Origin of the sequence: Arthrobacter sp. zg-Y919 (assembly GCF_030142045.1) — a bacterium.
In the GTDB taxonomy this organism is placed as follows: domain Bacteria; phylum Actinomycetota; class Actinomycetes; order Actinomycetales; family Micrococcaceae; genus Arthrobacter_B.
The window spans coordinates 1,004,730-1,030,498 of the sequence record NZ_CP126242.1 but is presented as its reverse complement, the minus strand read 5'-3'; the positions used below and the strand labels follow the sequence as shown (position 1 = coordinate 1,030,498).

The 25,769-nt window shown below is 67.7% G+C and carries 26 protein-coding genes; 5 read left to right on the top strand and 21 right to left on the bottom strand.

What is annotated here, in order from left to right; translation table 11 throughout:
- Positions 1 to 2: 2 nt before the first annotated feature.
- The 7 genes from QNO10_RS04875 to modA form a co-directional block, all read right to left on the bottom strand.
- Positions 3 to 440, bottom strand: a complete 438-nt coding sequence (locus tag QNO10_RS04875) for a molybdenum cofactor biosynthesis protein MoaE (RefSeq protein ID WP_229950089.1) — start codon at positions 438 to 440, stop codon at positions 3 to 5.
- Positions 430 to 921 (bottom strand): MogA/MoaB family molybdenum cofactor biosynthesis protein, encoded by a 492-nt coding sequence (locus QNO10_RS04870; protein ID WP_229950087.1) that lies wholly within the window; start codon positions 919 to 921, stop codon positions 430 to 432. The genes QNO10_RS04875 and QNO10_RS04870 overlap by 11 nt, the downstream gene beginning before the upstream one ends.
- The gene (gene moaC / locus QNO10_RS04865; RefSeq protein WP_283995895.1) at positions 918 to 1,412 is read right to left on the bottom strand and encodes a cyclic pyranopterin monophosphate synthase MoaC; all 495 of its coding nucleotides are present in this window, start codon (positions 1,410 to 1,412) and stop codon (positions 918 to 920) included. Before moaC ends, QNO10_RS04870 begins: the two co-directional genes overlap by 4 nt.
- Before the next feature lie 46 nt (positions 1,413 to 1,458).
- Complete coding sequence (locus QNO10_RS04860) at positions 1,459 to 2,787, bottom strand: molybdopterin molybdotransferase MoeA (protein WP_229950085.1); 1,329 nt, start codon at positions 2,785 to 2,787, stop codon at positions 1,459 to 1,461.
- A 109-nt stretch (positions 2,788 to 2,896) separates the two neighbouring features.
- Positions 2,897 to 4,387 (bottom strand): molybdopterin-dependent oxidoreductase, encoded by a 1,491-nt coding sequence (locus tag QNO10_RS04855; RefSeq protein ID WP_229950227.1) that lies wholly within the window; start codon positions 4,385 to 4,387, stop codon positions 2,897 to 2,899.
- Between the two features lie 83 nt (positions 4,388 to 4,470).
- The gene (locus QNO10_RS04850; protein WP_229950083.1) at positions 4,471 to 5,325 is read right to left on the bottom strand and encodes a molybdate ABC transporter permease subunit; all 855 of its coding nucleotides are present in this window, start codon (positions 5,323 to 5,325) and stop codon (positions 4,471 to 4,473) included.
- Positions 5,315 to 6,139 carry a molybdate ABC transporter substrate-binding protein gene (gene modA / locus QNO10_RS04845; RefSeq protein ID WP_229950080.1) on the bottom strand — a complete coding sequence of 275 codons (825 nt, stop codon included), beginning with the start codon at positions 6,137 to 6,139 and terminating at the stop codon, positions 5,315 to 5,317. Before modA ends, QNO10_RS04850 begins: the two co-directional genes overlap by 11 nt.
- Before the next feature lie 56 nt (positions 6,140 to 6,195).
- Here modA and moaA point away from each other — a divergent pair, with 56 nt between their 5' ends.
- Together moaA and QNO10_RS04835 are read left to right on the top strand one after the other, a co-directional pair.
- Positions 6,196 to 7,341, top strand: coding sequence for a GTP 3',8-cyclase MoaA (moaA, locus tag QNO10_RS04840; protein WP_269437871.1), 1,146 nt, complete (start codon positions 6,196 to 6,198; stop codon positions 7,339 to 7,341).
- Positions 7,342 to 7,602: a MoaD/ThiS family protein gene (locus QNO10_RS04835; RefSeq protein ID WP_229950078.1), complete on the top strand. Its 261-nt coding sequence runs from the start codon at positions 7,342 to 7,344 to the stop codon at positions 7,600 to 7,602. It begins immediately after the preceding gene.
- Positions 7,603 to 7,681: 79 nt separating this feature from the next.
- Here QNO10_RS04835 and QNO10_RS04830 read toward each other — a convergent pair whose 3' ends face one another.
- The 8 genes from QNO10_RS04830 to truB form a co-directional block, all read right to left on the bottom strand.
- Positions 7,682 to 9,082, bottom strand: a complete 1,401-nt coding sequence (locus tag QNO10_RS04830; protein ID WP_442860276.1) for a M16 family metallopeptidase — start codon at positions 9,080 to 9,082, stop codon at positions 7,682 to 7,684.
- Positions 9,083 to 11,308 (bottom strand): polyribonucleotide nucleotidyltransferase, encoded by a 2,226-nt coding sequence (locus QNO10_RS04825; protein WP_229950076.1) that lies wholly within the window; start codon positions 11,306 to 11,308, stop codon positions 9,083 to 9,085.
- A gap of 345 nt (positions 11,309 to 11,653) precedes the next feature.
- Positions 11,654 to 11,923 carry a 30S ribosomal protein S15 gene (gene rpsO / locus QNO10_RS04820; protein WP_229950074.1) on the bottom strand — a complete coding sequence of 90 codons (270 nt, stop codon included), beginning with the start codon at positions 11,921 to 11,923 and terminating at the stop codon, positions 11,654 to 11,656.
- Positions 11,924 to 12,068: 145 nt separating this feature from the next.
- The gene (locus tag QNO10_RS04815; RefSeq protein ID WP_229950072.1) at positions 12,069 to 13,052 is read right to left on the bottom strand and encodes a bifunctional riboflavin kinase/FAD synthetase; all 984 of its coding nucleotides are present in this window, start codon (positions 13,050 to 13,052) and stop codon (positions 12,069 to 12,071) included.
- Between the two features lie 103 nt (positions 13,053 to 13,155).
- Positions 13,156 to 13,833: a DUF4345 domain-containing protein gene (locus QNO10_RS04810; RefSeq protein ID WP_229950070.1), complete on the bottom strand. Its 678-nt coding sequence runs from the start codon at positions 13,831 to 13,833 to the stop codon at positions 13,156 to 13,158.
- An 84-nt stretch (positions 13,834 to 13,917) separates the two neighbouring features.
- Positions 13,918 to 14,367, bottom strand: a complete 450-nt coding sequence (locus QNO10_RS04805) for a hypothetical protein (protein ID WP_229950068.1) — start codon at positions 14,365 to 14,367, stop codon at positions 13,918 to 13,920.
- A complete protein-coding gene (locus QNO10_RS04800; RefSeq protein WP_229950065.1) occupies positions 14,364 to 14,738 on the bottom strand; it encodes a hypothetical protein in 375 nt (124 codons plus the stop codon). The genes QNO10_RS04805 and QNO10_RS04800 overlap by 4 nt, the downstream gene beginning before the upstream one ends.
- Entirely contained in the window at positions 14,739 to 15,647 is a 909-nt protein-coding gene (gene truB / locus QNO10_RS04795) for a tRNA pseudouridine(55) synthase TruB (RefSeq protein ID WP_229950063.1), read from the bottom strand.
- A 75-nt stretch (positions 15,648 to 15,722) separates the two neighbouring features.
- On the opposite strand from truB, the gene QNO10_RS04790 reads away from it, so the two are divergent.
- On the top strand, positions 15,723 to 16,880 hold the full coding sequence (locus QNO10_RS04790) for a pyridoxal phosphate-dependent aminotransferase (RefSeq protein ID WP_229950061.1): 1,158 nt from the start codon (positions 15,723 to 15,725) through the stop codon (positions 16,878 to 16,880).
- 83 nt (positions 16,881 to 16,963) lie between these two features.
- Here the strand turns inward: QNO10_RS04790 and rbfA are convergent, their stop codons facing one another.
- From rbfA to rimP, 5 genes are all read right to left on the bottom strand, one after another.
- Positions 16,964 to 17,437 (bottom strand): 30S ribosome-binding factor RbfA, encoded by a 474-nt coding sequence (gene rbfA / locus QNO10_RS04785; RefSeq protein ID WP_229950058.1) that lies wholly within the window; start codon positions 17,435 to 17,437, stop codon positions 16,964 to 16,966.
- A 71-nt stretch (positions 17,438 to 17,508) separates the two neighbouring features.
- Positions 17,509 to 20,394 (bottom strand): translation initiation factor IF-2, encoded by a 2,886-nt coding sequence (gene infB, locus QNO10_RS04780; RefSeq protein WP_229950056.1) that lies wholly within the window; start codon positions 20,392 to 20,394, stop codon positions 17,509 to 17,511.
- 132 nt (positions 20,395 to 20,526) lie between these two features.
- Positions 20,527 to 20,922: a YlxR family protein gene (locus QNO10_RS04775; RefSeq protein WP_331460344.1), complete on the bottom strand. Its 396-nt coding sequence runs from the start codon at positions 20,920 to 20,922 to the stop codon at positions 20,527 to 20,529.
- 48 nt (positions 20,923 to 20,970) lie between these two features.
- Positions 20,971 to 21,942, bottom strand: a complete 972-nt coding sequence (gene nusA / locus QNO10_RS04770) for a transcription termination factor NusA (protein WP_229950054.1) — start codon at positions 21,940 to 21,942, stop codon at positions 20,971 to 20,973.
- Positions 21,943 to 22,569 (bottom strand): ribosome maturation factor RimP, encoded by a 627-nt coding sequence (gene rimP, locus QNO10_RS04765; protein WP_442860275.1) that lies wholly within the window; start codon positions 22,567 to 22,569, stop codon positions 21,943 to 21,945.
- An 86-nt stretch (positions 22,570 to 22,655) separates the two neighbouring features.
- Here rimP and QNO10_RS04760 point away from each other — a divergent pair, with 86 nt between their 5' ends.
- Together QNO10_RS04760 and QNO10_RS04755 are read left to right on the top strand one after the other, a co-directional pair.
- The gene (locus QNO10_RS04760; protein ID WP_229950049.1) at positions 22,656 to 23,897 is read left to right on the top strand and encodes a DUF4439 domain-containing protein; all 1,242 of its coding nucleotides are present in this window, start codon (positions 22,656 to 22,658) and stop codon (positions 23,895 to 23,897) included.
- A gap of 85 nt (positions 23,898 to 23,982) precedes the next feature.
- On the top strand, positions 23,983 to 24,969 hold the full coding sequence (locus QNO10_RS04755; protein ID WP_229950047.1) for an aminoglycoside phosphotransferase family protein: 987 nt from the start codon (positions 23,983 to 23,985) through the stop codon (positions 24,967 to 24,969).
- Here the strand turns inward: QNO10_RS04755 and QNO10_RS04750 are convergent.
- Positions 24,966 to 25,763: a sulfite exporter TauE/SafE family protein gene (locus QNO10_RS04750; RefSeq protein ID WP_229950045.1), complete on the bottom strand. Its 798-nt coding sequence runs from the start codon at positions 25,761 to 25,763 to the stop codon at positions 24,966 to 24,968. The genes QNO10_RS04755 and QNO10_RS04750 overlap by 4 nt on opposite strands.
- Positions 25,764 to 25,769: the final 6 nt, after the last annotated feature.

The window sequence follows — 25,769 nt, the reverse complement described above, 5'->3', positions numbered from 1 at the left end:
GGTCAGGGCCGGTCGCTGACGCCTACCCACTCGGTGCTGCCGTCCGTGAACCCCTGCTCCTTCCAGATGGGTACATTCGCCTTGATGGTGTCCACCAGCTCGCTGCAGGCGGCAAACGCCGTGCCGCGGTGGGCCGAGGCGACGGCCGCCACCAGGGCGGCGTCGCCGATCTCCAGGTCTCCGGTGCGGTGTGCCACCCAGATCCGGATGCCGTCATACTTGGCGGCAATCCCGTTGGCGACCGAGTCCAGCACGGACTGGGCGGTGGGGTGGGAGCTGTACCCCAGGGCGGTGACGGACTTGCCGTCGTCGTGGTTGCGCACAATGCCGCTGAAGAGCACCACTGCACCGCAGTCCGGGGACCAGGCGGCGCGTTCGGCGTCGGCACTGTTCAGCGGTTCGGCGGAAACCGCCGCGTGGATGACTTCGCTAGTGTTCACGTTTTCCTTCCAGCTGGCCGCAGATGTGGCCGATGATCGGTTCAAGTACGGCGAGCCCGTCCGCGACGGCGCCCGGCGAACCGGGCAGGTTGACCACGAACGTGGCTCCGGCGGTGCCGGCGAAACCGCGGCTGATGGCGGCCATCGGCGTCGCGGCCAGTCCCTTGGCGCGGATGGCTTCCATCACTCCGGGCACCTGGCGGTCCAGGAGCGGTTCGGTGGATTCGGGGGTGACATCGTCCGGGCTCAGCCCCGTGCCGCCGCTGGTCAGCAGGACAGACGGTTTCAGCGCGAGGATGCGCTGCAGCGATGCAGCGACCTCCACGCCGTCGGGGACCACTTCGGCCAGCACAATGTCGTAGCCCAGGGCATACAGCCAGTCGGCTATCAGCGGCCCGCATTCGTCCTGGTAGACACCCGCGGCGGCGCGGGTGGAGGCAATCAGGACCCCGGCGGTGCGCCGGGGTGTTGGGCTGCTCACAGGGTCCAGTCCCCGCTCTTGCCGCCGGACTTGGCCAGCACCATGGTGTCGGTGATCCGGGCGTGCTTATCCACGGCCTTGATCATGTCGTACAGCGTCAGGGCGGCCACGGAAGCGGCGGTCAGCGCCTCCATTTCGACGCCGGTCAGCCCCTTGGTCTTGACCGTGGCCTCGATCAGGACATTGCCGTCCTGCGGGGTGAAATCCACAGTGACCTTCGTCAGCGGCAGCGGATGGCACAACGGGATGAGGTTGGAGGTCTGCTTGGCGGCCATGATGCCGGCAACCCGGGCCACGGCCAGCGCGTCGCCCTTCGGCAGGCCGCCGTCGGCGATCAGGCGGATTACCTCGGCGGTGCTGCACAGCACGGCCTGGGCGGTGGCCTGCCGCGTGGTTTCAACCTTGGCGGACACATCGACCATGTGCGCGGAGCCGTCCTCACGGACGTGGGTCAGTCCGGCGGGGTGGAGGTCTTCGGGTTCGGCGCTCACTGCAGGGTCCTTTCGGGACACGGCGTCCGGGCGGGACGCGGTCGGGTTATTCCAATAGCAATACTGTCACTTCCGCGCCCGCCTCGAGGTGTTCGGTCCCCACCGGGACGGAGATCAGGGCGTTGGAGGAGGCCAGGGCGTGGACCAGATGGGACCCCGGACCACCCACCGGTTCCACTGTCCCGGCGGTGAACCGGCCCCGGCGCACCTGGTGCTTGCCGGCCGGGCTCCCCAGCGGCGCTGAGAGGCGCGCCACTACTTCGGTCCGGGGACGCGGTGCTCCCGTGGCGGCGGTCAGGGCCGGACGCAGGAACATTTCGAAGGACACCAGCGAGCTGACCGGGTTGCCGGGGAAGCCGAGGAACGGGATGCCCTGGACCGTGCCGATGCCCTGCGGACCGCCGGGCTGCATGGCCACGGACAGGAACTCCACGTCCTGCGCGGTCAGGGCCTGGCGGACGACCTCGTAGGCACCTTTGCTTATGCCGCCGGAGGTGAGGACCAGGTCCGGTGTGTCGGCGGCGAGGTCGGCACGGAGCCGGTCCAGGAACTCCTGCGGGGAGTCCACCAGGATCCGGGACCGGAGTACCTCTGCGCCCGCCTGCTCCAGCGAACTGCGGAGCAGGGTGGTGTTTGCGTCATGAATCTGGCCCGGTCCCAGCGGCATGCCGGGCTCAATCACCTCATCGCCGGTGGCCAGCAGCAGCACCCGCGGCCGTGCCCGGACGGTGACCCGGTCCAGGCCGAGGGCGGCAAGCAGTCCCAGCTGCAGCGGTCCCAGGACGGTGCCGGCGGGAAGCGCCAGGGCTCCGGCGGCAATGTCACTGCCGGCCCTGCGGACGAACTGGCCGGCGGACGCGTCGGCCGGGACGGCGACGGTGGCGGCGCTGCCGGGACCAGAGCCGGAGCCGGAGCCGGGCAGGAAATAGTCGGGAGTGCAGGCCTCGATCGGTACGACGGCGTCGGCGCCTTCGGGCAGCATGGCTCCGGTCATGACGGGGGCGGCTGTTCCGGGCAGCAGCGGCGGCGCTTCCGATCCGGCGGGGATCGGAGCGGCGACGGCTAGGGAAACCAGTCCAGCACTGCCGGACCCGGTTGCCCTGCCGGCGAGGTCGGCGGTGCGGACCGCGTAACCGTCCATCTGGGAATTCGTAAAGGGCGGCAGGTTCCCCGGGGCCCGGACCTCCGCGGCGAGGATCCGGCCGGCCGCCTGATCAAGCTGGATGGTCTCCCCCGTGGGCGGATGCGCCCGGAACCAGTCCCCCAGGAGATCCTCGACCGCTTGCCGGTGCACTTCCACCGGCCGCGGTCCGGCTGCGGGCGGAACGGCGGGCACCGCCGCCGGGACACCCGGCGGGACGGATTGTGCGGACATGTTCCTCCTTGTGATGCGGACGGGCGGGATGCGGCCGTTGGAATGCGGACGGGCGGGAGCGGACTGATGGATGCAGCTCGCGGAGCGGATCGATGCCGGTGGACGGTCCTCAGCGGGCCGTCACCCGAATTGTATGCAGCCCCGTGGCTCCGTCGGGAAGCACCGGCCGTTTTTCTTCGGCCTGCCGCACCCCGTTGGCATCCACGGCGCGCACGGCGAGGTCGTGGCCGCCCGGTGCCAGGTCCACGCTGATCCGGTACTGGCGCCAGGTGTCGGCGGAGATTCCGGGGGCGAGCTCGGCGTCCTGCCAGCCGCCGTCGTCGACCCGCACCTGTACCGCGCTGATGCCCGTGTGCTGTGCCCACGCCACGCCGGCCACGGTGACAGCACCGGCGGAGACCGGCGCCCGGCCGGGAACATCGATGCGTGAGGAGAGCTTGACCGGACCACGCTCGCCCCAGCCCCGGTCCGTCCAGTACGCGGTTTCGTCCGCGAACCGCGTGACCCGCAGCTCGGTGACCCATTTGGTCGCGGAGACGTACCCGTAAAGTCCGGGGACCACCAGCCGGACGGGGAAGCCGTGTTCCAGCGGCAGCGGTTCCCCGTTCATACCCACGGCCAGCAGCGCGTCCCGGTCATCGGTCAGCGCCTCCAACGGGGTGGAGGCGCTCCAGCCGTCCCGGCTCGTGGACAGCACCATGTCCGCACCGGGCCGGATACCGGCCCGGGCCAGCAGCTCCCGGACCGGCAGCCCCAGCCACCGTGCATTGCCGATCAGGTCCCCGCCCACCTCGTTGGAAACGCAGGCGAGGGTGACGTAGCTTTCCTGCAGCGGCTCGGCGAGCAGCTCCGCGTAGCTCAGCTCCACCTCGCGGTCCACCATTCCGGTGACCCGCAGCCGCCAGTCCGCCGGATCAATCAGCGGCACGCTGAGGGCCGTGTCGATCCGGTAAAAGTCCTCGGCCGGCGTCACCAGCGGTGCCAGCCCGTCGACGGCGAGCCCGGCTCCGGCCGGCACGGGTGCGGCGGGCCGGGACGGAGCCGGAAGCCGGACAGCCCCGCGCAGGGCGGTGACGCCCACCTGCCCGCCGCGGGCAATGCCTGCCAGCGCCGCGCCGACCAGGGCCACCGCCGCTCCCCCGCCTACGGAGGCCAGCACCGTACGCCGGCGCACCGAGGCGTCATTTTCCGTCGGTGCCGCAGCCAGGTCCCGGATCCGGGCCGCGAGTGCCCGCAGGACCAGGACGGCGACGACGGCGGCAGCCACGGGCGGCAGGACCGACAGCAGCGAGAACTGCTGACGGGAGAAGACCGCCGCCAGGCCCGCGGCTCCGAAGAGGCCCAGGACCGCGGCGCCCGACGGCGGACGGCGCAGTTCCAGGCGGCCGGCAGCGGCGGCCGCAAGGGCGATGACCAGTCCCATGCCCACCAGCAGCGCTGTTTTGTCCGCTGTGCCGAACAGTGCAATCGCGGCGTCCTTGACCGGGCCGGGGACGGCATCGATCACTACCGAGCCGACCGCGGACACCGGGGACAGCGACGGGCTGACGATGGCGGCCAGCAGTTCCCCGGCCGCGACGCCCAGTGCGGCGGCGACCATCCCTGCGGCCACCGCCCACCACGGGTGTGAGCGTGTCCGGCCGGTTCCGCCGCCAGCACCGCGCCCGCCCTGCCCGGGGCCGCTCATCGCGGCAGCAACCGTCCGGTGGCGACCCGGGCCAGCAGCAGGACCAGGAGGTACAGGGCAATAAGCATCAGGCAGATGCCCAGGGCGGCCTGGGGCTGGTTGGAGTTCAGGCTTAGTTCAATCTGCAGCGGCAGGGTCCGGGTGCTTCCCGCGATGCTCCCGGCAAAGGTGATGGTGGCCCCGTACTCGCCCAGCGACCGGGCGAAGGCCAGCAGGGTGCCGGCCACGATGCCGGGCAGTGCCAGCGGCAGGGTGATGTGGCGGAGGATCGCGGTGGGGCCGGCCCCGGACGTGGCCGCAGCCATTTCCAGGTCCCGGTCCACGGCGGACAGGCTGTTCAGCGAGGCGACCACGAAGAAGGGCAGCGAGACAAACACCTGCACAATCACGACGGCGGCCGGCGAGTACCCGACGTCCAGGCCCACGGTGCCCAGCAGCCGTCCGGCAATCCCCTGCCGGCCCCAGAAATACAGCAGGGCGATGCCGGAGACCACGGGCGAGAGGACCAGCGGGATCAGCAGGATGCCGCGCATCAGCTGGATCCACGGCCCCTCCAGCTTGCTGAGCAGCACAGCCAGGGGCAGGCCCAGCAGCACACACAGGAGCGTGGAGCCGGCGGAGGTGGCCAGGGACAGTCCCAGCGCAGTCCGCGCCGCATCCGTGCTGAGCAGCTCCGGCAGCGACGTCCAGGGCACGTTGAGCAGCAGGGCGGCAACCGGCCCCGCGCACAGCAGCAGGGCGAGTCCGGCCGGCAGCCACAGCCAGGCTGGAGTGGTGGCACGGGCCTCCCGGCTCATGGCGGAGGTGGAGCCGGAGGCCGGCCCGCGGGTACCAGATGACTTAAGGGGCATCGGTGCTCCCCGGGGCAGTGTCTGCGGGGCCGCTGCCCGGTTCCGGAGGGCCGAAACCCGCCTCGGCGAGGATTGCCGCCGCGTCGGGACCGGTGAGCCAGTCGAAGAAGGCTGCCGCGTCCGTGTTCTCCGCCCCCTGGGCGGTCAGGGCGGCCGGATACCGGTTAGGCCCGGGATCGCTCAGCGGCAGGTAGGTCACGCCCGCCTCGGCCGCGGCCAGGGCGTCGGTCCGGTAGACCAGTCCGGCGTCGGCCTGCCCACTGGAGACCTTGGTCAGCACGGAACGGGCACTGTCCTCAAGGCTCGGGTCCGGAACCGCGACGCCGGCCGCAGCCAGCACCCGGTCCGCGGCCCGGCCGCACGGGACCGAGGGTGCGCACAGGGCCGCGCGGACGCGGTCGGCCGCAACATCGCGTAACACTGTGATCCCGGCGGGGTTGCCGGCCGCCAGGGCCAGCACGAGCTGGTTGCTGGCCAGCACCGCTTCCCGGTCCAGGCCGTTCCGCAGGGGTTCGAGCGCCTCAAGGTCGGCGGTGATCACAACATCCGCTTCCGCGCCGGACTGCAGCTGCGCCACCAGCTGACTGCTGGACCCCACGTTCACGCGCAGCCGCCCGCCGCCGTCGTACGCCGCGTTCAGTGACTCCACCACATCGGTGAGTGACGACGCCGCAAAGACCGTGATCCGGCCACCACCGTCCGTGCTGCCGGCGGGCTCGGGAGACGCGCACCCGGCGGTAAGGGCGGTGAAAGCCGTGAGAATCATCACAACGCACGCCGCCGGGGCCCGGCGGGCCCGGAGAACAAAGCGCATTTATAGAGCCTAACTGTGAAAGGGCGTAACCTCGAGGGATGGGAACTCAGCTGGGAATGCCTGTAATCAGCCCTTCCCCCAGTACATCAGACATCAGCGCCCGCCAATCCCCGGTGGGCAGCAGCACTACATCCGCTCCCCTGCCCCCTCCCGCGTCTGCGCTCGCGCTCACGCCCGCGGACGGGCTGCTGGACCGGTACGGCCGGAAGGCCACCGACATGAGGCTTTCGCTCACGGACAAATGCAACCTGCGCTGCACCTACTGCATGCCCGCCGAAGGCCTCGACTGGCTGGCCCGGGACAAGGTCCTCTCGCGGGACGAAATCGTGCGCCTGGTCCGTCTTGGCGTGGACCGGCTGGGTGTGCGCGAACTGCGCCTGACCGGCGGCGAGCCGCTGGTGCGCGCGGACCTGGTGGAGATCGTGGCGGGCATCCATGCCAACCATCCGGACCTGCCCATTTCGCTGACCACCAACGGCCTCGGTCTGGACAAGAAGGCCCAGGCGCTTAAGGATGCCGGGCTGACCCGCATCAATGTGTCCATGGATTCGCTGCACCCGGACACCTTCGCCCAGCTCACCCGCCGTCCGTTCCTGGACCGGGTGCTGCGTGGTGTGGAGGAAGCCGCCCGGGTGGGCCTGGGCCTGATCAAGATCAATGCGGTCCTCATGCGCGGCATCAACGACGCCGAGGCTCCGGACCTGCTGGAATGGGCGGTCAGCCGCGGCTTCGAGCTGCGCTTCATCGAGCAGATGCCCCTGGACGCCGACCACGGCTGGACCCGGGACGGGATGATCACTGCCCTGGAGATGCGGACGCTGCTGGAACGGGACTTCGTGCTGACGCCGGACCCCCGGGAGCGCGGCGGTGCGCCGGCCCAGCGGTGGGAGGTACGCCGGAACGCGGATCCGGCAACGGTGGTCGGAACGGTGGGCATTATTGCCTCTGTCACCGAGCCGTTCTGCGCGGAGTGCGTCCGCACCCGGATCACGGCGGAAGGAAAGGTGCGCAGCTGCCTCTTCTCCCACGAGGAAACGGATCTGCGGGACCTGCTGCGCAGCGGGGTGGATGACGACGCCGTCGTCCGCCGCTGGCAGGAAGCCATGTGGGGCAAGCCCAAGGCCCACGGCATGGCCCACACCGGGCTTGGCGACTCCGACTACGTCCAGCCCGACCGAACCATGAGTGCGATAGGCGGCTAAGTGCTGATCCGATACTTCGGTGCTGCGAAAGCGGCAGCCGGCATAGAAGAAGAACAATTCGATATGGGCCCGCTGACGCTGGCCGAGCTGACGGAAAAACTTGCCGCCCGCTACCCGGCGCAGGGCGCCGGCGTTCCGGCCCTGGCGACCGTGATTGCGCGCAGCACGTTCCTGGTCAATGAGACGGCAGCACGCAATCCCGGCATGCTGCTGGAGGCGGACGACGTCGTCGACATCCTGCCGCCGTTCGCCGGCGGGTAACGCCTGCTCTAACCCCAGGTACGACAAAAGGCACACCCGGACGCCGGGTGTGCCTTTTGTCTTGGGAAGTCTTGAGGAGTTAGAAGCCCAGTTCCACGGCTGATTCGAACGGGCCCACCACGGTGATGGTCCGCGGCGCCGCCGCGAGTTCCGCGGCCAGTTCCTGCACCTGTTCGGCCGTGACCGAATGGATCCGGCGCAGGGACTCGTCAATGTCGATGAACTCGCCGCTGACCAGTTCGGCCCGGCCCAGCCGGGACATCCGCGAGCCGGAGTCCTCGAGGCCAAGCACCATTCCGCCGGAGATCTGGCCCAGGGCCTTGGCCAGCTCGGCCGGCTCGACGCCGTCGGCTGCAAGGCGTTCCAGTTCGCTGCCCAGCAGGTCGATGACCTGACGGGTCTTGGCCGGCGAGCAGCCCGCGTACATGCCGAAATAGCCGGCGTCGGCGTACGACGCCGAGAACGAGTAGGTGGAGTAGACCAGGCCGCGCTTCTCGCGGATCTCCTGGAACAGGCGGGAGGACATCCCGCCGCCAAGGATCGTGTTCAGCACGCTCATGGCGAAGCGGCGGTCATCGGTGGCGGTCAGCGAGGGGCAGCCCATGACGATGTTGGCCTGCTCCACCGGACGGTTGATGACCTGGACTCCGGCGGTCCCGGAAATCACTGCCGGCTCGGTGTTCCGGCGCGGTGCGGGCGTTGCCGCCGGGTCCAGCTCCCAGCCGGCGGTCTGCAGGGCCTGCAGCACCAGGGCGCAGACCTCCTCGTGGTCCAGTCCCCCGGCGGCAGTGACCACCAGCTCCTCCGGACGGTAGTAACGCCGGTAATGCTCGAGGACCGCTTCGCGGGAGACACTGCGGATGGCCTCGGGGGTGCCGCCGATGGGACGGCCCAGGGCATGCTCGCCCAGGACGGCCTCGGAGAACTTTTCATGGCAGAGATCAGCCGGATCGTCATTGTCCATGGCGATCTCTTCCAGGATGACGTCGCGTTCCTGTTCCAGTTCCTCCGGATCCAGGACGGCGGACGTGACCATATCGGTGATGACGTCAATGGCCATCGGAAGATCGGTATCCAGCACCCGTGCGTAGTAGCAGGTGCTTTCCTTGGCGGTGGCCGCATTGGACTCGCCGCCCACCTCGTCAAAGGCCGAGGCAATATCCAGCGCCGAGCGCCGGGTGGTGCCCTTGAATAGCAGGTGCTCAAGGAAGTGTGTGGAGCCGTGCCGGCCCGCGGCTTCATCCCGCGAGCCGACACCAACCCAGAATCCGATGGCCGTGCTTCGCTGGCCGGGCATTTCCTCGGTCAGGACCCGGACGCCACCGGGCAGTACCGAACGGCGCACGACGGCGCCTCCCGGAGTGCCGACTACGAGGGTCGGGTCGGAGGAAAGAGTGGTCAGCGGAAGCTGGACAACCGTCCCGTGCCCCTTCGGTGAGGAAGTGGACACGGAACGGTTTCCATCGGAGAAGTCCTGCATTTACTCTGCAGACTCGGTTTCTGCTGCTTCTTCGCCTTCGGCGTCTTCAGCAACCACCGGGGAGAGCGAAAGCTTTCCACGGTCATCGATCTTGGTGATTTCCACCTGGACCTTCTGGCCCACGGAGACGACGTCGTCGACGTTGTCCACGCGCTTGCCGCCGGCGAGCTTACGCAGCTCGGAGATGTGCAGCAGGCCGTCCTTGCCCGGGGTCAGGGAGACAAAAGCACCGAAGGTGGTGGTCTTGACTACCGTACCGAGGTAACGCTCGCCGATCTCGGGGACCTGCGGGTTGGCGATCGCGTTGATCGCCGAGCGGGCAGCCTCGGCGGAGCCGCCGTCGGTTGCACCGATGAGGACGGTGCCGTCATCTTCGATGGAGATGTCAGCGCCGGTGTCCTCCTGGATCTGGTTGATCATCTTGCCCTTCGGGCCAATGACCTCGCCGATCTTATCCACGGGGATCTTGACCGAGATGATGCGCGGGGCGAACTCGGAGAGCTCGTCCGGAGCGTCGATCGCGGCCTGCATCACGTCGAGGATGTGCAGGCGGGCTTCGCGGGCCTGCTTCAGTGCTGCAGCCAGAACGGAGGCGGGGATACCGTCGAGCTTGGTGTCCAGCTGGATGGCCGTGACGAACTCGGAGGTACCGGCGACCTTGAAGTCCATGTCGCCGAAGGCATCTTCGGCGCCGAGGATATCGGTCAGGGCGGCGTAGCGGGTTTCACCGTCGACCTGGTCGGAGACCAGGCCCATGGCGATACCGGCAACCGGAGCGCGCAGCGGAACACCGGCGTTGAGCATGGACAGCGTCGAGGCGCAGACCGAACCCATCGAGGTGGAACCGTTGGAGCTCAGGGCTTCGGAGACCTGGCGGATGGCGTACGGGAATTCCTCACGCGTCGGCAGCACCGGCATGAGCGCGCGCTCTGCCAGGGCACCGTGGCCGATTTCGCGGCGCTTGGGCGAACCCACGCGGCCGGTTTCACCGGTGGAGTACGGCGGGAAGTTGTAGTTGTGCATGTAGCGCTTGCGCGTTACCGGCGACAGCGAGTCGATCTGCTGTTCCATCTTCAGCATGTTCAGCGTGGTGACACCCATGATCTGGGTTTCGCCGCGCTCGAAGATGGCCGAACCGTGCACGCGGGGCAGAACCTCGACCTCGGCGGTGAGCTGGCGGATGTCCGTCAGGCCACGGCCGTCGATGCGGACCTGCTCCTTGAGGATGCGCTGGCGCACAACGTGCTTGGTGACGGAGCGGAAGGCAGCGGAGATTTCACCTTCGCGGCCTTCGAACTTCCCGGCCAGTGCGGCCTTGACTTCGTCCTTCAGCGCGTCGGCGGCGGTGTCGCGCTCCTGCTTGTCGGCGATGGAGAAGACCTTGGCCAGCTTCTCGGCGGCTTCGGCTTCAACGGCCTCGTACACGTCATCCTGGTAGTCCAGGAAGATCGGGAACTCGACGGTCGGCTTGGCGGCACGGGCAGCCAGGTCGGACTGGGCGTCGCACAGGACCTTGATGAACGGCTTGGCCGCTTCCAGGCCTTCTGCCACAACCTCTTCGGTCGGGGCGGTGGCGCCCTCTTCCTTGATGAGGGTCCAGGCGTTGTCGGTGGCTTCGGCTTCCACCATCATGATGGCGACGTCGTCACCGGCGATGCGGCCGGCAACCACCATCGAGAACACTGCGCGCTCAAGCTCGGAGTGCTTCGGGAAGGCAACCCACTGGCCGTCGACCAGGGCAACGCGGACGCCGCCGATCGGGCCGGAGAACGGCAGGCCGCTCAGCTGGGTGGACATGGACGAAGCGTTGATTGCCACCACGTCGTAGAGCACGTCCGGGTTGATCGCCAGGACGGTGACCACGATCTGGACCTCGTTGCGCAGGCCCTTGACGAAGGCGGGGCGCAGCGGGCGGTCCATCAGGCGGCAGGCCAGGATGGCTTCGGTGGACGGGCGGCCTTCGCGGCGGAAGAACGAGCCCGGGATGCGGCCGGCAGCGTACATACGCTCCTCGACATCCACGGTCAGCGGGAAGAAGTCGAAACCTTCACGCGGGGACTTACCGGCGGACGTGGCCGAGAGCAGGGCGGTGTCTTCGTCAATGTAGACCATCGCCGCACCGGCGGCCTGCTGGGCAAGGCGGCCGGTTTCGAACCGGATGACGCGCTTGCCGTATTTGCCGTTGTCAATAACGGCTTCTGCGAACTGAATTTCGGGACCCTCCATATGAGAGTCACCTCCGTTTCTTCTGTGGGCGGAGGCACCCAGCACCGTTTCGAACTTCTTTCCGTACGGCATGGGCCGCACGTTCAACACCCGGTCTTCGATCGAGGTCCTCGGGCAGAATCTCCCGGAGACCACTACCGAGGACCGCGAATGCTGCGATGCTGGCTGACTCCTGTGATGTTTGCTGTGCTTCTTTACTGCTTCTTTACTGCTTAACTACCTTCGCCGGCCCGCCCGAAGGGGACCGAGATCAGACAGGTGCGCTTCCGGCTTTCCCGGTGTCCATGCCTGCCTGCGCAAAAGGCGGCTCCCCGTGCAGTGCACAGGTGCCGCCTTTCACAAAGACTATCGACGCAGGCCGAGGCGCTCGATGAGCGTACGGTAGCGGGCGATGTCGGTGTCGCGCAGGTAGGTAAGCATGCGACGACGGCGACCAACCAGGGCCATCAGGCCACGGCGGGTGTGGTGGTCATGCTTGTGCGTCTTCAGGTGCTCGGTCAGGTCGAGGATGCGCCGTGAAAGCACAGCAACCTGAACCTCAGGGGAACCGGTGTCCCCTTCAGCGCGAGCGAATTCCCGAATGATTTCCTGCTTGACAGCGGGATCGAGTGCCAATGTAACTCCTACAGTTGTGCCGTGAGGCCCGAGTCAGCACTTCGCTGCCGGGAATCTTTCTGCTCCTTGGGCGGACCCTGGGGCATATACCCCGGAACATAAAGAAATTCAGCCGCCACGGACCGCAGCCGAATTTGAGTCCAGTTTACCTGCCCGTGCCGCTTTCTGTCGAAAGGACCTCACGGGTGCGTCCGACGTCGAGCCGCATCTGCTCCACCAGGGCCTCGGGGCCGGTGTACGCCACCATGCCGCGCAGCCGGTCCACGAATTCCACCACAACGTGCTGCCCGTACAGGTCGAAGTCCTCCACCTTCTCGGCGGGGCGGTCTATGACGTGGGCTTCCACCTGCCGGCTCACGCCCTCGAAGGTCGGGTTGGATCCCACCGACACGGCGGCAGGCCACCGCGTGCCGGCTTCATCCACCAGCCAGCCGGCGTAGATCCCGTCGGCGGGGATCAGCCCCGAAGCCTCGGGAGCCAGGTTGGCCGTGGGGAAACCCAGCTCGCGGCCACGGGCAGCGCCATGCACCACCTCTCCGCGCATCCGGTGGCTGCGGCCCAGCAGGCGCGCGGCGGTCCGGACGTCACCTTCGCGCAGTGCCTCGCGGATCCAGGTGGAGGAGCAGCGCCGGCCGGAGTCGGGGCCGTCAGGAAGGGCACCGAAATCATCCACTGCCTCAACGGCGAAGACCAGTTCGCGGCCGAGCCCGCGCATGGTGTCCAGGTCTCCGGCGTTGCCCTTGCCGAAGCGTACGTCGTGGCCGATGACGACGGTCTTCGCGTGCAGGGCGTCCACGAGTACCCGGCGGACGAATTCCTCGGCGGTCAGGGACGCCAGCTCCAGGGTGTAATGCATCATCAACAGGCCGTCCAGCCCGGTATCCGCCAGCGCCTGCACGCGGTCCATGGTTCCCATGATCAGTTCCGGTGCGTTTCCGGGGCGGTGGACCTGTGCGGGGTGCGGATCAAAAGAGATGGCGACGGCGGCCGCATCCTGCGCGCGTGCCACCTTCACCAAGCGGTTGAGCACATGCTGGTGGCCAAGGTGCACGCCGTCGAAGTTGCCAATGGTGATTACTGTCGGACCAATATCGGCAGGTATTTCCGCCAGGTCATTCCAGTAGTACACACAGGCTCCTTAGCAGCATTTTTCCGGTGCCGGTCGGACGGCAGGACCGGCTCCGCGCGGCTTCACCGTCGCGGACCTATCCATTATGTCCGATCAGCGGCGCTTACCGGGAACCGCCCGCAATACCGGGACCGCCGGCCTCCCCTGTGTCCTGCTGGGTGTACTGGCGGCGCAGGTCGGATGTTTTGGCGATGAACCGGTGCCACACGAGCAGTGCGGGCGGGAACGCGAGTTCAACAATCATCAGCACGATGAAGGTGAAGTGCGGGGTTCCGGAGAACGCCCAGGACAGGACCCGGCCGATGCCGCCCAGGAACACCATCAGGCAGACGAGCCAGAGCATGTTTGCCCACTGGAACTTCACGGCTATGGCCACGAACGCGGCGCCCACGCCGACCATCATGGCGGCGAAGAACCGGTACTGGCTCTCCAGGGTGGGGTTGACCTCTCCCCCGGACCCCTCGGGCAGTCCTGCCGTTCCCGTGATGAGGTTGTAAAGTCCGAAGCCGGCCACCAGGATGCCGACGCCGATGACCACGGCGCGGAAGACACCCCAGTCGTCACTGCTCTTGAAAGGCTTGGCGGCCTTGGGCTGCCGGGTGTTCCGTCCCTGCTTCCGGGCTGACTGCTTGCCGGGCTGCGTCCGGGGTCCCTGCGAAGACGGTGCCTGCGAAGACGGCGCCTGGGGTGACGGTGCCTGAGTGTCCCGTCCCTGGGATTCGGGCAGGCCGGTGCCTGCGGGATTGGACCTGTCGCCCGGTGTCGGCGCTGTGTTGCTCATGGCTCCCCCTTGACGGAGTTGGAACGGCTCGTTGTTCCTGCCATCGTCTCACGCACCGGCGCGGAACAGGTAAGCATACTTATTTCATCGGCGCGCGTCGGCGCGGTGCCGGTAGAGCCACCACAACCCGACCATCGGCAGGATCAGGGGTACATAGCCGTAGCCGCTGCCGAAGCCGGACCAGACCGTATCGTCGGGCAGGGCGGCGGGGTCGACCAGCCCGAAGATCCCCACGGCCAGGACGCCGGCCATTTCCACGCCGACGGCTGCCACCGAAATCCGGTAGGCCGTGGCGCCGGACCGGGCGAGGCCGACCGTCGCCACGACGTAGACCGCCGCGGCGAAGGCGGACAGCAGGTAGGCCAGCGGGGCGTGGTCGAACTTGGTCAGGATCTGGAAGGCCGCCCGGGCCGAGGCTGCGAGGGCAAAGATCGCGTAGACCGCCACCAGCAGGCGGCCGGGACCGGCATTGCGGGCCGCCGGCTGTGGGATGTCCTTGGACCCGGCGTCGTCGGGGTTGATACTGCGGTTCATAGAAGAGTTGCTCCGTCCCAGATCTGTTCCATCCGGAACAGCATGACAAATACGGTGATTCCCACGGCAGCCAGCACAATGTTGCTCCACCGTGTCCGGTCCATGAGGGACCACCAGAGGGCACCGACCGGAATGATCAGTGCGGTCAGCAGGTAGCCCCAGAATTCCCAGGCTTCACCGGCAATCCCCTCGCCGCCGGCCAGGCGGATGAGGGAAGCCACTCCGTACACCAGCAGGAACAGTTCGACGGCGGCGGCGGAGAGGATGGTGAGGTCGTTCGGTCCGTGCTTCAGCGCGGCGGCCCCGATGCACAGCACCACGGACACCAGGCACACCAGGGAGCCGACAAGGAACAGCGGGTCCACGCCCATTTACGCCTTCTCATTTCCGGGGGCGAAGACCAGCAGGGCCTTCGCCTGCGTGCCCTTGTCCTCCAGCAGGCCCACTACGCGGCCGTCCGGGTCGATGGCGGCCACTGGTCCGGGCTGTCCGTCCCCGGTGGCCGTGATCCGGCGGCCGTGGGAGAGGTCCTCGGCCTCGGCCGCGGAGAGGGTACGCACCGGGAAAAGGTCCGCGGCGGCGTCGTCCAGGTCCAGGACCCGCAGGTCCTCCGCCAGTTCGTCGAGGGTGGAGGCGGACTCAATGCCGAACGGTCCCACGCAGGTCCGGCGGAGGGCGGTCAGGTGCCCGCCGACGCCGAGCGCAGCACCGAGGTCACGGGCCAGCGCGCGGATATAGGTGCCGGAGGAGCAGTCAACGGTGACATCGACGTCGCGGAGGCGGCCGCCGTTTTCGCGGCGGATGTCATGGATTTCGAAGCGGGAAACGGTAACCGGGCGGGACGGCAGGTTCACTTCTCCGCCGGCCCGGACCTTCGCGTAGGAGCGTTCGCCGTTGACCTTGATGGCGCTGACGCTGCTCGGGACCTGCTGGATGTCCCCGGTGAGGTTCGCCACCGCTGCACGGATGTCCTCGTCCGTCACCGCGGCGGCGATGGTTTCGGCCGTGACTTCGCCCTCGGCGTCGTCGGTCACGGTTGACTGGCCCAGCCGGATGGTCGCCTCGTAGGTCTTGGTGGTCCCGACAATGTAGGTCAGCAGGCGGGTGGCCTTGTTGATGCCGACCACCAGCACACCGGTCGCCATCGGATCCAGGGTGCCTGCGTGCCCGACTTTCCGGGTGCCTGCCAGTCTCCGCAGGCGTCCGACCACATCGTGGCTCGTCCATCCCTGCGGCTTGTCCACAATAATCAGTCCCGATTGGACCTGCCCAGAATTCACGCCTTTCAGTATATGTTGCGCCGCGCGGCGCAACTGCCGCACCGCCACGGCCGGCAGCGGCGATAGCATTCGGATATGGCACAGCTCTCACCACACGTCCGGAAGGTCCCGGCGAACCAGATCCGTGAAATCACGCAGGCCGCCTGGGCGAAACCGGACGCCATAGTCCTGAGTATCGGCGAGCCCGGCTTCCCCACCCCCGCGCATATCCTGGACGCTGCGCGGGCCACGCTGGACCGGGATGAAACCGGTTACACCCCCAATGCGGGCATCGCTCCCCTGCGCGCCGCCTTCGCCCGTCATGCCGGCGCTTCCTGCGGGCGGGACATCTCCCCCGACCGGGTCTTTGTCACCGCCGGGGCGCAGCAGGGCCTGCACCTGGCCATGAGCCTGCTGCTGGATGCCGGCGACGAGGTCCTGGTGCCGAATCCGGGCTACCCGACGTTCGCCATGACGGCACAGCTGCTGCATGCGGTACCGGTGGAGTACCCGCTGTATCCCGGGCACGGGTTCCAGCCGAGGATCGAGGACATCGAGGCACTGCTGACGCCACGCACCCGGGTCCTGCTGTTGAATTCCCCGTCCAACCCGCTGGGGGCGGTCTTCAGCGAAGAACTCACCCGCCAGCTGGTGGAGCTGGCACGGCGGCACGATCTCTGGATAATTTCGGATGAGTGCTACGAGGCCTTCACCTTCGATGTGCCCCACGTCAGCCCGCTGGCGTTCGACGGCGGCTCCGGGGAGCGCGTGATCACCTCCCTCACGCTGTCCAAGACCTACGGCCTCACCGGGCTGCGCATCGGTGCGCTGGTCCTGCCCGAGGGACTGGAACCGGCGCTGAGCACCGTCATGGAATCCATCGTTTCCTGCGTGGCCTCCCCCTCGCAGTACGCGGCGCTGGCTGCGCTGACCGGACCGCAGGACTATGTGTCAATGGCCTCCGCGCATTACCGGGCCAACCGCGACGCCGCCTGCGCCGTCCTCGCTGGGAAGGGAATCCCCTATCTCGAGGCCCGGGGCGCCTTCTACCTCTGGGCCGATCTGTCCGCCTCCACCGGAGGGAACGTCCGGGACTGGACCCTGCGCTTCCTCGAAGAGCAGTCGGTGGCCGTAGCTCCCGGCACCGCCTTCGGATCCATCGGCGAAGGCTGGATCCGGATTGCGCTGTGCGGGGACCGTGACGAGCTGGTGGAAGGCGTCGGCCGGCTGCCTGCACCGGCGAACGCGGCCTAAGCAGAAGCGGTACCAACAACAGCTGCATCAACGACAAAGGGAGCGGTTCCTTTACGGAACCGCTCCCTTTGTGTGTATCGAACCTACTTTGCGTCGGCGTCCACCGGTGCGTCGGATTCGAGGTCTTCGTCGAAGTCCTCATCGTCCTTGCGGTACGGATCGGCGTCGCCGGCGTAGGTGGCGCCTTCCTTCAGCGCTGCCAGTTCGGCGTCGCGCTGCTTGGCCGCCCGGATCAGTTCCTCCAGGTGGCTGGCGTTCACCGGAATTTCGTCGGCAACGAATTCCAGCGTGGGCGTCAGGCGGACGGTGATGTTCTTGCCTACCTCGGCGCGCAGGATTCCGCGTGCGGATTCCAGTGCAGCCTTGGTGTCTGCCTGCTGTTCCTCGTCACCGAAGACGGTGTAGTACAAAGTGGCGTGCTGCAGATCGTTGGTGACCCGTGCATCGGTAATGGTCACAAAACCGAGCCGCGGATCCTTCACCCGGCGCTCGAGCGCCTGGGCCACTACTACCTTGATGCGGTCAGCGAGCTTCGCAGCGCGTGCTGGATCTGCCATAACCTCTCCTTACTAAAGACTGGAAATCGTCGCCCGGGGCCGCCGGGGGAACCGGCGGCCCGGGCCACGGATTAGACGCGCGGCTTCTCGCGCATTTCGAAGGTCTCGATGATGTCGCCCTGGTTGACGTCGTTGAACGAGCCCAGGCCGATACCGCACTCGAAGTCCGTACGGACCTCGGTGGCGTCGTCCTTGAACCGCTTGAGCGACTCAACGGTGAGGTTGTCGCCGATGACCTTGCCGTCACGGGTGACCCGTGCCTTGGCGTTGCGTCGGATGACACCGGAGCGGACGATCGAGCCGGCGATGTTTCCGAACTTGGAGGAGCGGAAGACTTCGCGGACCTCGGCGGTGCCGAGCTGGACCTCTTCGTACTCGGGCTTGAGCATGCCCTTGAGTGCAAGCTCAATGTCATCAATTGCTGCGTAGATGACGGAGTAGAAGCGCATGTCCACGCCTTCACGCTCTGCCAGGTCGGCAACGCGCTCGGCCGGCTTGACGTTGAAGCCGATGATGACGGCGTTGTCCACCGTCGCCAGGTTGACGTCGTTCTGCGTGATGGCACCGACGCCGCGGTGGATGACGCGCAGCTGCACGCCTTCGCCGACGTCGATCTTGAGCAGCGAGTCTTCCAGGGCTTCGACGGCACCGGAAACGTCACCCTTGAGGATGAGGTTAAGGGTGTCGACCTTGCCGTCAGCAACAGCCTGGTCGAAGTCCTCAAGGCTGATGCGCTTGCGGCGCTTGGCCAGGGCGGCGTTGCGGTCCGCAGCCTCACGCTTTTCAGCGATCTGGCGGGCGGTGCGCTCGTCATCGGTCACGAAGAACGTATCGCCGGCACGGGGAACGTTGGACAGGCCGAGCACCTGGACCGGACGCGACGGTCCGGCTTCGGTGACGGTGTCGCCGTTCTCGTCGAACATGGCACGGACGCGGCCGTGGGCCGTTCCCGCCACGATCGTGTCGCCGACCTTCAGCGTTCCGGACTGGACCAGCACAGTGGCAACTGCACCGCGGCCCTTATCCAGGTTGGCTTCGATAGCGATACCGCGGGCGTCCTTGTTCGGGTTGGCGCGCATGTCCAGGGCAGCGTCTGCGGTAAGCAGCACGGCCTCGAGCAGTGCGTCGATGTTGAGGTTCTGGCGTGCCGAAACCTCAACGAACATGGTGTCGCCACCGTATTCCTCGGGAACCAGACCGTACTCGGTCAGCTGGCCGCGGACCTTCTCCGGGTTGGCGCCTTCCTTATCGATCTTGTTCACTGCCACGACGATCGGCACATTGGCTGCCTGTGCGTGGTTGAGCGCTTCCACCGTCTGCGGCATAACGCCGTCATCGGCTGCGACAACCAGGACCGCTATGTCGGTGACCTTCGCACCACGGGCACGCATGGCGGTGAACGCCTCGTGGCCCGGAGTATCGATGAAGGTGACGGCGCGCTCGATGCCCTCGTGATCGAAGTCGATCTGGTAGGCACCGATGTGCTGGGTAATACCGCCGTGTTCGCCTTCGACAACGTTCGAGTTGCGGATGGCGTCCAGCAGGCGGGTCTTACCGTGGTCGACGTGGCCCATAACGGTGACTACCGGAGGACGTGCCTCGAGGTCGTCGTCGCCTTCGGCTTCCAGTTCCGCCTCGAAGTCGATGTCGAACGTGCTCAGCAGTTCGCGCTCTTCGTCTTCCGGCGAGACAACCTGGATCTTGTAACCCAGCTCCGTGCCGAGGACACCGAAGGTCTCCTCGTCCAGGGACTGCGTGGCCGTTGCCATTTCACCAAGGTGGAACAGCACGGTGACCAGTGCGGCCGGGTTTGCCTCAATCTTGTCGGCAAAGTCCGTGATGGACGCGCCGCGGCGCAGACGGACAACAGTGTTGCCGTCGCCGCGGGGTACCGAAACGCCACCCAGCGACGGAGCCGACATCTGCTCCAGTTCCTGCCGCTTTGCCCGCTTCGACTTGCGCTGCTTGCCGCGGCCTGCGCCGCCCTTGCCGAAAGCACCGGCAGTGCCGCCGCGTCCGCGGCCGCCCTTGCCAAAGCCGCCGCCTACAGGTGCGCCGCCGCCGCCGGTACCCGGGGCTCCGCCCGGTCCACGGCGGGGTCCGCCACCGGCACCCGGACGGCCCGGGGCTGCCGGACGTTCGGTGCGGTTGGGCATCATGCCCGGTGTGGGGCGGGTGCCGCCGGCACCGGCTCCTGCCGGACGCGGTGCGCCCGGACGTGCTGCTGCGCCGGGACGTGCTGCACCGGGGCGGGGAGCGCCCGGACGCGGTGCGCCGGGACGGGGTCCACCTGCACCGGCTGCGGGGCGGGGGCCGCCCGCGCCTGCTGCGGGACGCTCGGCCTCATCGCGGCGTCCACCCGGACGCGGCATGCCCTGCGAGGGTGCAAACGGGTTGTTGCCGGGACGGGGTGCCCCGGCTCCCCGCTCGCCGTCGCCGCGGCCACGCGGACGCGGCATGCCCTGGGAAGGTGCAAACGGGTTGTTGCCCGGGCGGGGGCCGCCTGCAGCGGGCCGCGGAGCACCGGGACGGGGTGCCGAAGATGCCTTGGCGGCGTCGTCCGTACCTGTCTCGGCTGCTGCGGGAGCCGGAGCTGCCGGAGCGGCGGGAGCTGCCGGTGCCTCCTGGGCAGGTGCCGCCGGAGCGGCCTCTGCGGGAGCGGACGCTGCCGGTGCCGGCTGCTCAGCCTCGGGTGCTGCCGGAGCAGGCTTCTTCGAGCCGGGCTTGGGGGATGATGATGCGGGCTGCGACGCCGGAGCGTCGGCCTTCGCGGGGGCCGCCGGGGCGGCCTTGTTCTCGGACGCCGGGAAGGCGCCCCGAAGTTTCTTGACTACCGGGGCCTCAATAGTTGATGAGGCGGAACGGACGAATTCGCCCAGTTCCTGCAGTTTTGCAACTGCATCCTTCGAGGTAATGCCGAGCTCTTTAGCAAGCTCGTGTACGCGGACCTTGGCCACATTTCTCCTGTCTCGGTCCGCACCGAGCCAGGTACGAACCGTCTATTTACTGCGGGCTTCCACTGCAGTTGCAGCGGGGCCCATCACAGAGCACAACAAAGTACTCATCGCTGGGTACTCATCGGGTTTCCATCAGATTTCTGACCCGCTTTCAGGTTGGACGGTTTTGAGTCCGTTCCCGGTCGGAACGTCCTCAAGGGCCTTGAACCAACGTTCAACGTCCGTTATTTCCGCGGCACCCCTGAAGGCCCGCGGAAAACCCGAACGTTTCACTGCCAATCTCAGGCATGCCGTGTCGGGGTGCAACCAAGCACCTCTTCCCGGCATTCGGCGGTCCTCGTCCACATGGACGGCGTTGCCGCCTTCCATGCTGACACGGACCAGCCGCAGCAGAACAGCTTGGTCATCCTTTTTCCTGCACCCTATGCACGTTCGTTGCGGAACGTGCCTGGATACCCGATTTCCCGGAGCGGCGCCGGAAGCGGCTGCCGTTGTATGGGAGGCGGAGGGTGACCCGGCCTTATACATTCTAGCGCCTTTCTCGTTCGGCGCCGCATCCGCTTCCGGCACCGGAGCCTAGGAGGCCTTCGCGTCGGAAACGATGTCGATCCGCCAGCCGGTGAGCTTTGCGGCGAGCCGGGCGTTCTGGCCTTCCTTGCCGATTGCCAGGGAAAGCTGGTAGTCGGGAACAACCACCCGGGCGGAACGCAGGTCCTCATCGGTGATGGTCACGGAGTTCACGCGCGACGGCGAGAGGGAGTTGGCGATGAAGGTCGCCGGATCCTCGCTGAAGTCGACAATGTCGATCTTCTCGTCGTGCAGCTCGTTCATGACGGCACGGACACGCGAACCCATTTCACCGATGCAGGCTCCCTTGGCGTTGATACCCGGGATGTTGGCCTTGACCGCGATCTTGGAGCGGTGTCCGGCTTCGCGTGCCAGGGCCACGATCTCCACGCTGCCGTCGGCGATTTCCGGAACTTCCAATTCGAAGAGCTTACGAACCAGACCCGGGTGGGACCGCGAGAGGGTGATGGACGGGCCCTTGAAGCCGCGCCGTACGTCGACGACGAAGGCCCGGAGGCGGGATCCGTGGGTGTACTTCTCTCCCGGGACCTGCTCGGGCGGGGGCAGCAGTGCCTCCACCGAACCGAGGTTCACCTGGATCATGTGGGGGTTGTTCCCCTGCTGGATCTGGCCCGAGACCAGTTCGCCTTCACGGCCCTTGAATTCGCCGAGGATGTTGTCATCCTCAACGTCGCGCAGGCGCTGCAGGATGATCTGCCGTGCCGTGCTGGCGGCGATCCGGCCGAAACCTGCGGGGGTGTCGTCGAACTCCCCCACGGTGGCGCCGTCGTCGTCGAGCTCGGCAGCCCAGATGGTCACGTGGCCGGTCTTCCGGTCCAATTCCGCCCGTGCCTGGTCCTGGGCGCCGTTGGTCTTGTGGTACGCAACCAGCAGTGCCTGCTCAATGGTCGGGACGAGCAGATCCAGCGGGATCTCCCGTTCGCGTTCCAGCAGCCTCAGCGCACTCATATCTATTTCCATCTAGGCCTCCTCAGCTGTGGTTTCATCATCCGGGGCGTCATCGCCTGCCGGGTCGTCTTCAAGGTGGGCGAATTCAACTTCCACGCGCCCCTTGCGGATGTCCGCGAACGGCAGGTGGACCTGATCCCCCTGCTTCGCCTTCATCCCCTTCTTGACCGGGATTTCCGGTATCAACGTAATGCCGTCGTCCTCTACGGAAACGAGCCGTCCCATGACGTCGTCTCCCCGCTCCACGGAAACCGAGACCATCCGGCCGGTATTGCGGCGCCAGTGGCGCGGCTCGGTGAGGGGACGGGACACGCCGGGGGACGAGACTTCGAGGTTGTACGGGCGTCCGTCGTCGCCGGGATCGTTATCCATCGCCTCGGAAATGACCTGCGCCGCGGCTGAAATCCGGTCCAGGCTCACGCCTCCGGACTCGCCCTCGGGAAGGTCCACAATGACGTGGACGGTGCGGTGGGCGCCGGCCATCTTGATCTCGATGTCCTCGAGGAACAAATCCTGCATCTCTACCGTGGGGGCCAGGTAAGTCTTCAGCCGCTGTGTTTCCGCGGCCACTTCTGCACGCATCGCATTCCTGCGGTAATCCGACGACGTGTCTTTTTTGGGGTTGGGCCGAACCGCCATAGCTGCCTCCCACTAGATGTTGTTGTAGTCCTAGACTACCGACATTCCGCGGCCCTTGAGGCATCGATGCAGATGGGAGCGCGTTCGTGGCATTATCGACAGTTGTGGATGCGCCTTTGGAGAACCCCGGAGCCGAGCCCGGCCGCGCCCGCGGCCGGGGCCGCTGGGGTGCCCGCGTCCGGCGTCTTGTGTTGTTTCTCGCACTGGGAGCAGTGGTCCTCAGTTTCGGCCTGGTAGCCGGATCCGGTGATGCCGCGGACTCCACCCGGACCTTCTCCGACCTGGCCCTGACCCAGGCGCAGGCCGACGCCGGGAAGCTGGCGGCAGAGGCGCGCGTGCTGGCCGCCCAGGGAGGAAACGGCGGGGCCGCGGAGTTCACGGCCCAGGCCGAGGGCCTGCGCAGCCAGGCAGCCCTCCTGACCGGCCTAGGACGCCATCCTGCCGCCGTGCCGACCCGCAGGAGCTCCGAGGAGCCGCTGCACGTCCCCGGCGGCGCCGGCACGGACGGCACCGGTTCCGGAACTCCGGCAGCTGGAACAGGGCCGGACCGACGGAACCTGGACCATTACGTGCAGGCCCTGGCCGCTTCGGCGCAGGCCAACCTGCAGGCCGCCTGGCGGGCCGACGCCGGCACGGCACGGCTGCTTGCCGCAACCGGCGCCGCACAGCAGGTGTGGGCCACCCGGAACGCCAACCGTTACGGCCTGACGCTGCCGGATGAGGAGTTCCCCGGCACTGACGGCGGATCCCCGGCTGCGGACACCGAACCGTCCGGGACCGGCGCCGGCCCGGACGCGTCAGCGTGCCCGGACGCGCAACGTCCGGAGCCCGGGTCCGGCAGCACGCAGCCGGCGCCGGACGGAGACGGCAGCGGTGGCTCCGGCACTGCGGCACCCGGCGCGGCCGACGCCCTCACTGCCGCCATCGACGCGGAGTTCGGGGCCGCTTACGCGTACGAGGTCGCCTTCGCGCAGGCCCCTTCCGCGGCGGAACGCGGTGAACAGTGGCGTGAACGTGCCGCTGCGCACGAATCCTCCGGAACGGATGCCGTCGCCTACCTGGCCGAGCTGTGCCTGCCCGCCATCGCCCCGGTGGCTGCCTACCGGCTTGATGCAGGTTTCCTGCGGAATCCGGCCGATGCCCTGCCCGCACTGGAAGAGCAGTTTCCGGCGGTCTACGCTGACCTCGTGGCGTTGTCCGACGGCAACCTCCGCGGCTGGGCGATTGCCCGGCTCGCCGACGTCTCGGAGGACCTGTACCTGCAGGCGGACACTGTCCCCGCAACACCGGGGCTGGATGCCGTTCCGGAGAACCTGCCGTGGAACTGACCATTCGCCTGCCGGTCCCCCGGTACAGCCGTCCCCGGCTCCGCCCGCTGTAGTCCGCACATCCCGACCGCTAAGGAGGAAGCGCATGGCACCCGCCGTCGTCGTCCCTGACGCCCTGCGCCGGCGCTACCTCGGCAGCAGGGACGGCCGGACCTGGCTGGCGGAACTGCCCGGCCTGGTCGAAAGCTCCCTGGCGGATTTCCAGCTGGTTCCGGATCCGCCCGGCGCGGCGCCCTGGCACGGGCACGGGGCACTGGTCTTGCCCGTCCGGGCAGCGGACGGTACGCCGGCCGTGCTGAAGTTCCCTTTTCCGCATCCGGAGGCGGTCACCGAGTCGGCGGCCCTGGCCCTGTGGAACGGGAACGCGGCCGTGCGGCTCCTGGACCGCGATGCCGCCGGGACCTGTCTGGTCCTGGAGCGGCTGGACCCGGACCGGACACTGCTGGACGTGGAGATGGCGGATGCCGTGCGGATCTGGGGGTCCCTGGTGCGCCGGCTGAGTGTGCCCGAATCCGACTCACCCTACTGGGCTGCCATCCCCTCCCTCGCCGAGCAGGCCGAACAGCTCTCGGATGAACTGCCGGCGGTGTGGGAGGAGCTGGGGCAGCCGTTTGAACGCTGGCTGCTGGAGGCGGCGCTGCAGGTCTGCCAGACGCGCGGCGCTGTGGGCCGGCGGTCCGTCCGGGATGTCCTGGTGCACGCGGACCTGCACTACGCAAATGTCCTGGCCCGTCCGGGAGAGCCCGGCGGGTACGTGGGCATCGATCCGCAGGCGGTCTTCGGCGAGGCCGAGTACGCCGTGGCTCCGATGCTGTGGAACCGGCTGCAGGATCTTGGCATCCAGGCGCCGGAAGAGGCACTCCTCGCCCGGCTGGACGCACTCTGCTCCGCTGCGGGACTGGACCGGCAAGCCGCCCTGGACTGGAGCATCCTGCGGGAGGTGGCGAACGCCCTGGATTACGTGCGCGAGGGGCGGCACGGAGATGCTCAGCGCTCCGTGTGGGTGGCGTCAGCGTTGGCCGGCCGCAGGCACCCGGGGATTCCCCCGGTCCAGGAGCTGCCGGCGGCCTAGCCCCGGATGTTCTCCACCCACACGTCGTGGCCGAGCTTGATGATCAGGGCGCCAACGACCACCAGGAAAACCACGCGGATGAATTTACTGCCCTGCCGAACCGCCATCCGCGCACCGAGATAACCGCCGATCATGTTGGCGAAGCCGAGCACCAGGCCCAGGCCCCAGAGCAGCGAGCCGTGGGGAAGGAAGAAGGCCAGGGCACCGAGGTTGGTTGCCATGTTCACGATCTTGGCCTTGGCACTGGCCGCGAGGAAGTTATATCCGAGCAGGGTGACCATCGCGATGATCAGGAAGGAGCCGGTGCCCGGGCCGATCAGGCCGTCGTAGAAACCGATCAGCAGGCCGATGCCTGCAGCGGTGCCGTAATGGCGGCCACCGGTATGGCGCAGCTTCGTCAGCTCACCCACCGTTGGTTTGGTGGCGGTGAAGACGGCTACGGCCACGAGGGCCGCCACGATGATGGGTTTAAAGACCGACGACGGCAGCGACGCCGCCAGGACGGCGCCGCCGAAGCTTCCCGCCAGGGCAACGCCGGCCATGGGAAGCGCCGTTTTCAGGTCCGGATGGGCCCGCCGGTAGTAGGTCACGGCACTGGTGGTGGTCCCGAAGATGGAACCCATTTTGTTGGTCGCCAGCGCCTGCACCGGGCTGATGCCGGGCACCAGCAGGAGGGCGGGGAGCTGGATCAGCCCGCCGCCGCCAACCACCGCATCCACCCAGCCGGCCGCCAGGCCTGCCACCACCACAAGGGCGATGGTGGCAAACGTGACGTCCTCGAGAACCGAGACCACCGGAGG

Excerpts from the sequence above, each read along its gene's own strand:
- QNO10_RS04860 (WP_229950085.1), bottom strand. The coding sequence starts at position 2,787 with ATGTCCGCACAATCCGTCCCGCCGGGTGTCCCGGCGGCGGTGCCCGCC.
- QNO10_RS04855 (WP_229950227.1), bottom strand. The coding sequence starts at position 4,387 with ATGGTCGCCGCCGCACTGGGCGTCGCGGCCGGGGAACTGCTGGCCGCC.
- QNO10_RS04850 (WP_229950083.1), bottom strand. The coding sequence starts at position 5,325 with ATGCCCCTTAAGTCATCTGGTACCCGCGGGCCGGCCTCCGGCTCCACC.
- modA (WP_229950080.1), bottom strand. The coding sequence starts at position 6,139 with ATGCGCTTTGTTCTCCGGGCCCGCCGGGCCCCGGCGGCGTGCGTTGTG.
- moaA (WP_269437871.1), top strand. The coding sequence starts at position 6,196 with ATGCCTGTAATCAGCCCTTCCCCCAGTACATCAGACATCAGCGCCCGC.
- QNO10_RS04830 (WP_442860276.1), bottom strand. The coding sequence starts at position 9,082 with ATGCAGGACTTCTCCGATGGAAACCGTTCCGTGTCCACTTCCTCACCG.
- QNO10_RS04825 (WP_229950076.1), bottom strand. The coding sequence starts at position 11,308 with ATGGAGGGTCCCGAAATTCAGTTCGCAGAAGCCGTTATTGACAACGGC.
- QNO10_RS04810 (WP_229950070.1), bottom strand. The coding sequence starts at position 13,833 with ATGAGCAACACAGCGCCGACACCGGGCGACAGGTCCAATCCCGCAGGC.
- QNO10_RS04805 (WP_229950068.1), bottom strand. The coding sequence starts at position 14,367 with ATGAACCGCAGTATCAACCCCGACGACGCCGGGTCCAAGGACATCCCA.
- QNO10_RS04800 (WP_229950065.1), bottom strand. The coding sequence starts at position 14,738 with ATGGGCGTGGACCCGCTGTTCCTTGTCGGCTCCCTGGTGTGCCTGGTG.
- QNO10_RS04790 (WP_229950061.1), top strand. The coding sequence starts at position 15,723 with ATGGCACAGCTCTCACCACACGTCCGGAAGGTCCCGGCGAACCAGATC.
- rbfA (WP_229950058.1), bottom strand. The coding sequence starts at position 17,437 with ATGGCAGATCCAGCACGCGCTGCGAAGCTCGCTGACCGCATCAAGGTA.
- QNO10_RS04775 (WP_331460344.1), bottom strand. The coding sequence starts at position 20,922 with ATGTATAAGGCCGGGTCACCCTCCGCCTCCCATACAACGGCAGCCGCT.
- nusA (WP_229950054.1), bottom strand. The coding sequence starts at position 21,942 with ATGGAAATAGATATGAGTGCGCTGAGGCTGCTGGAACGCGAACGGGAG.
- rimP (WP_442860275.1), bottom strand. The coding sequence starts at position 22,569 with ATGGCGGTTCGGCCCAACCCCAAAAAAGACACGTCGTCGGATTACCGC.
- QNO10_RS04755 (WP_229950047.1), top strand. The coding sequence starts at position 23,983 with ATGGCACCCGCCGTCGTCGTCCCTGACGCCCTGCGCCGGCGCTACCTC.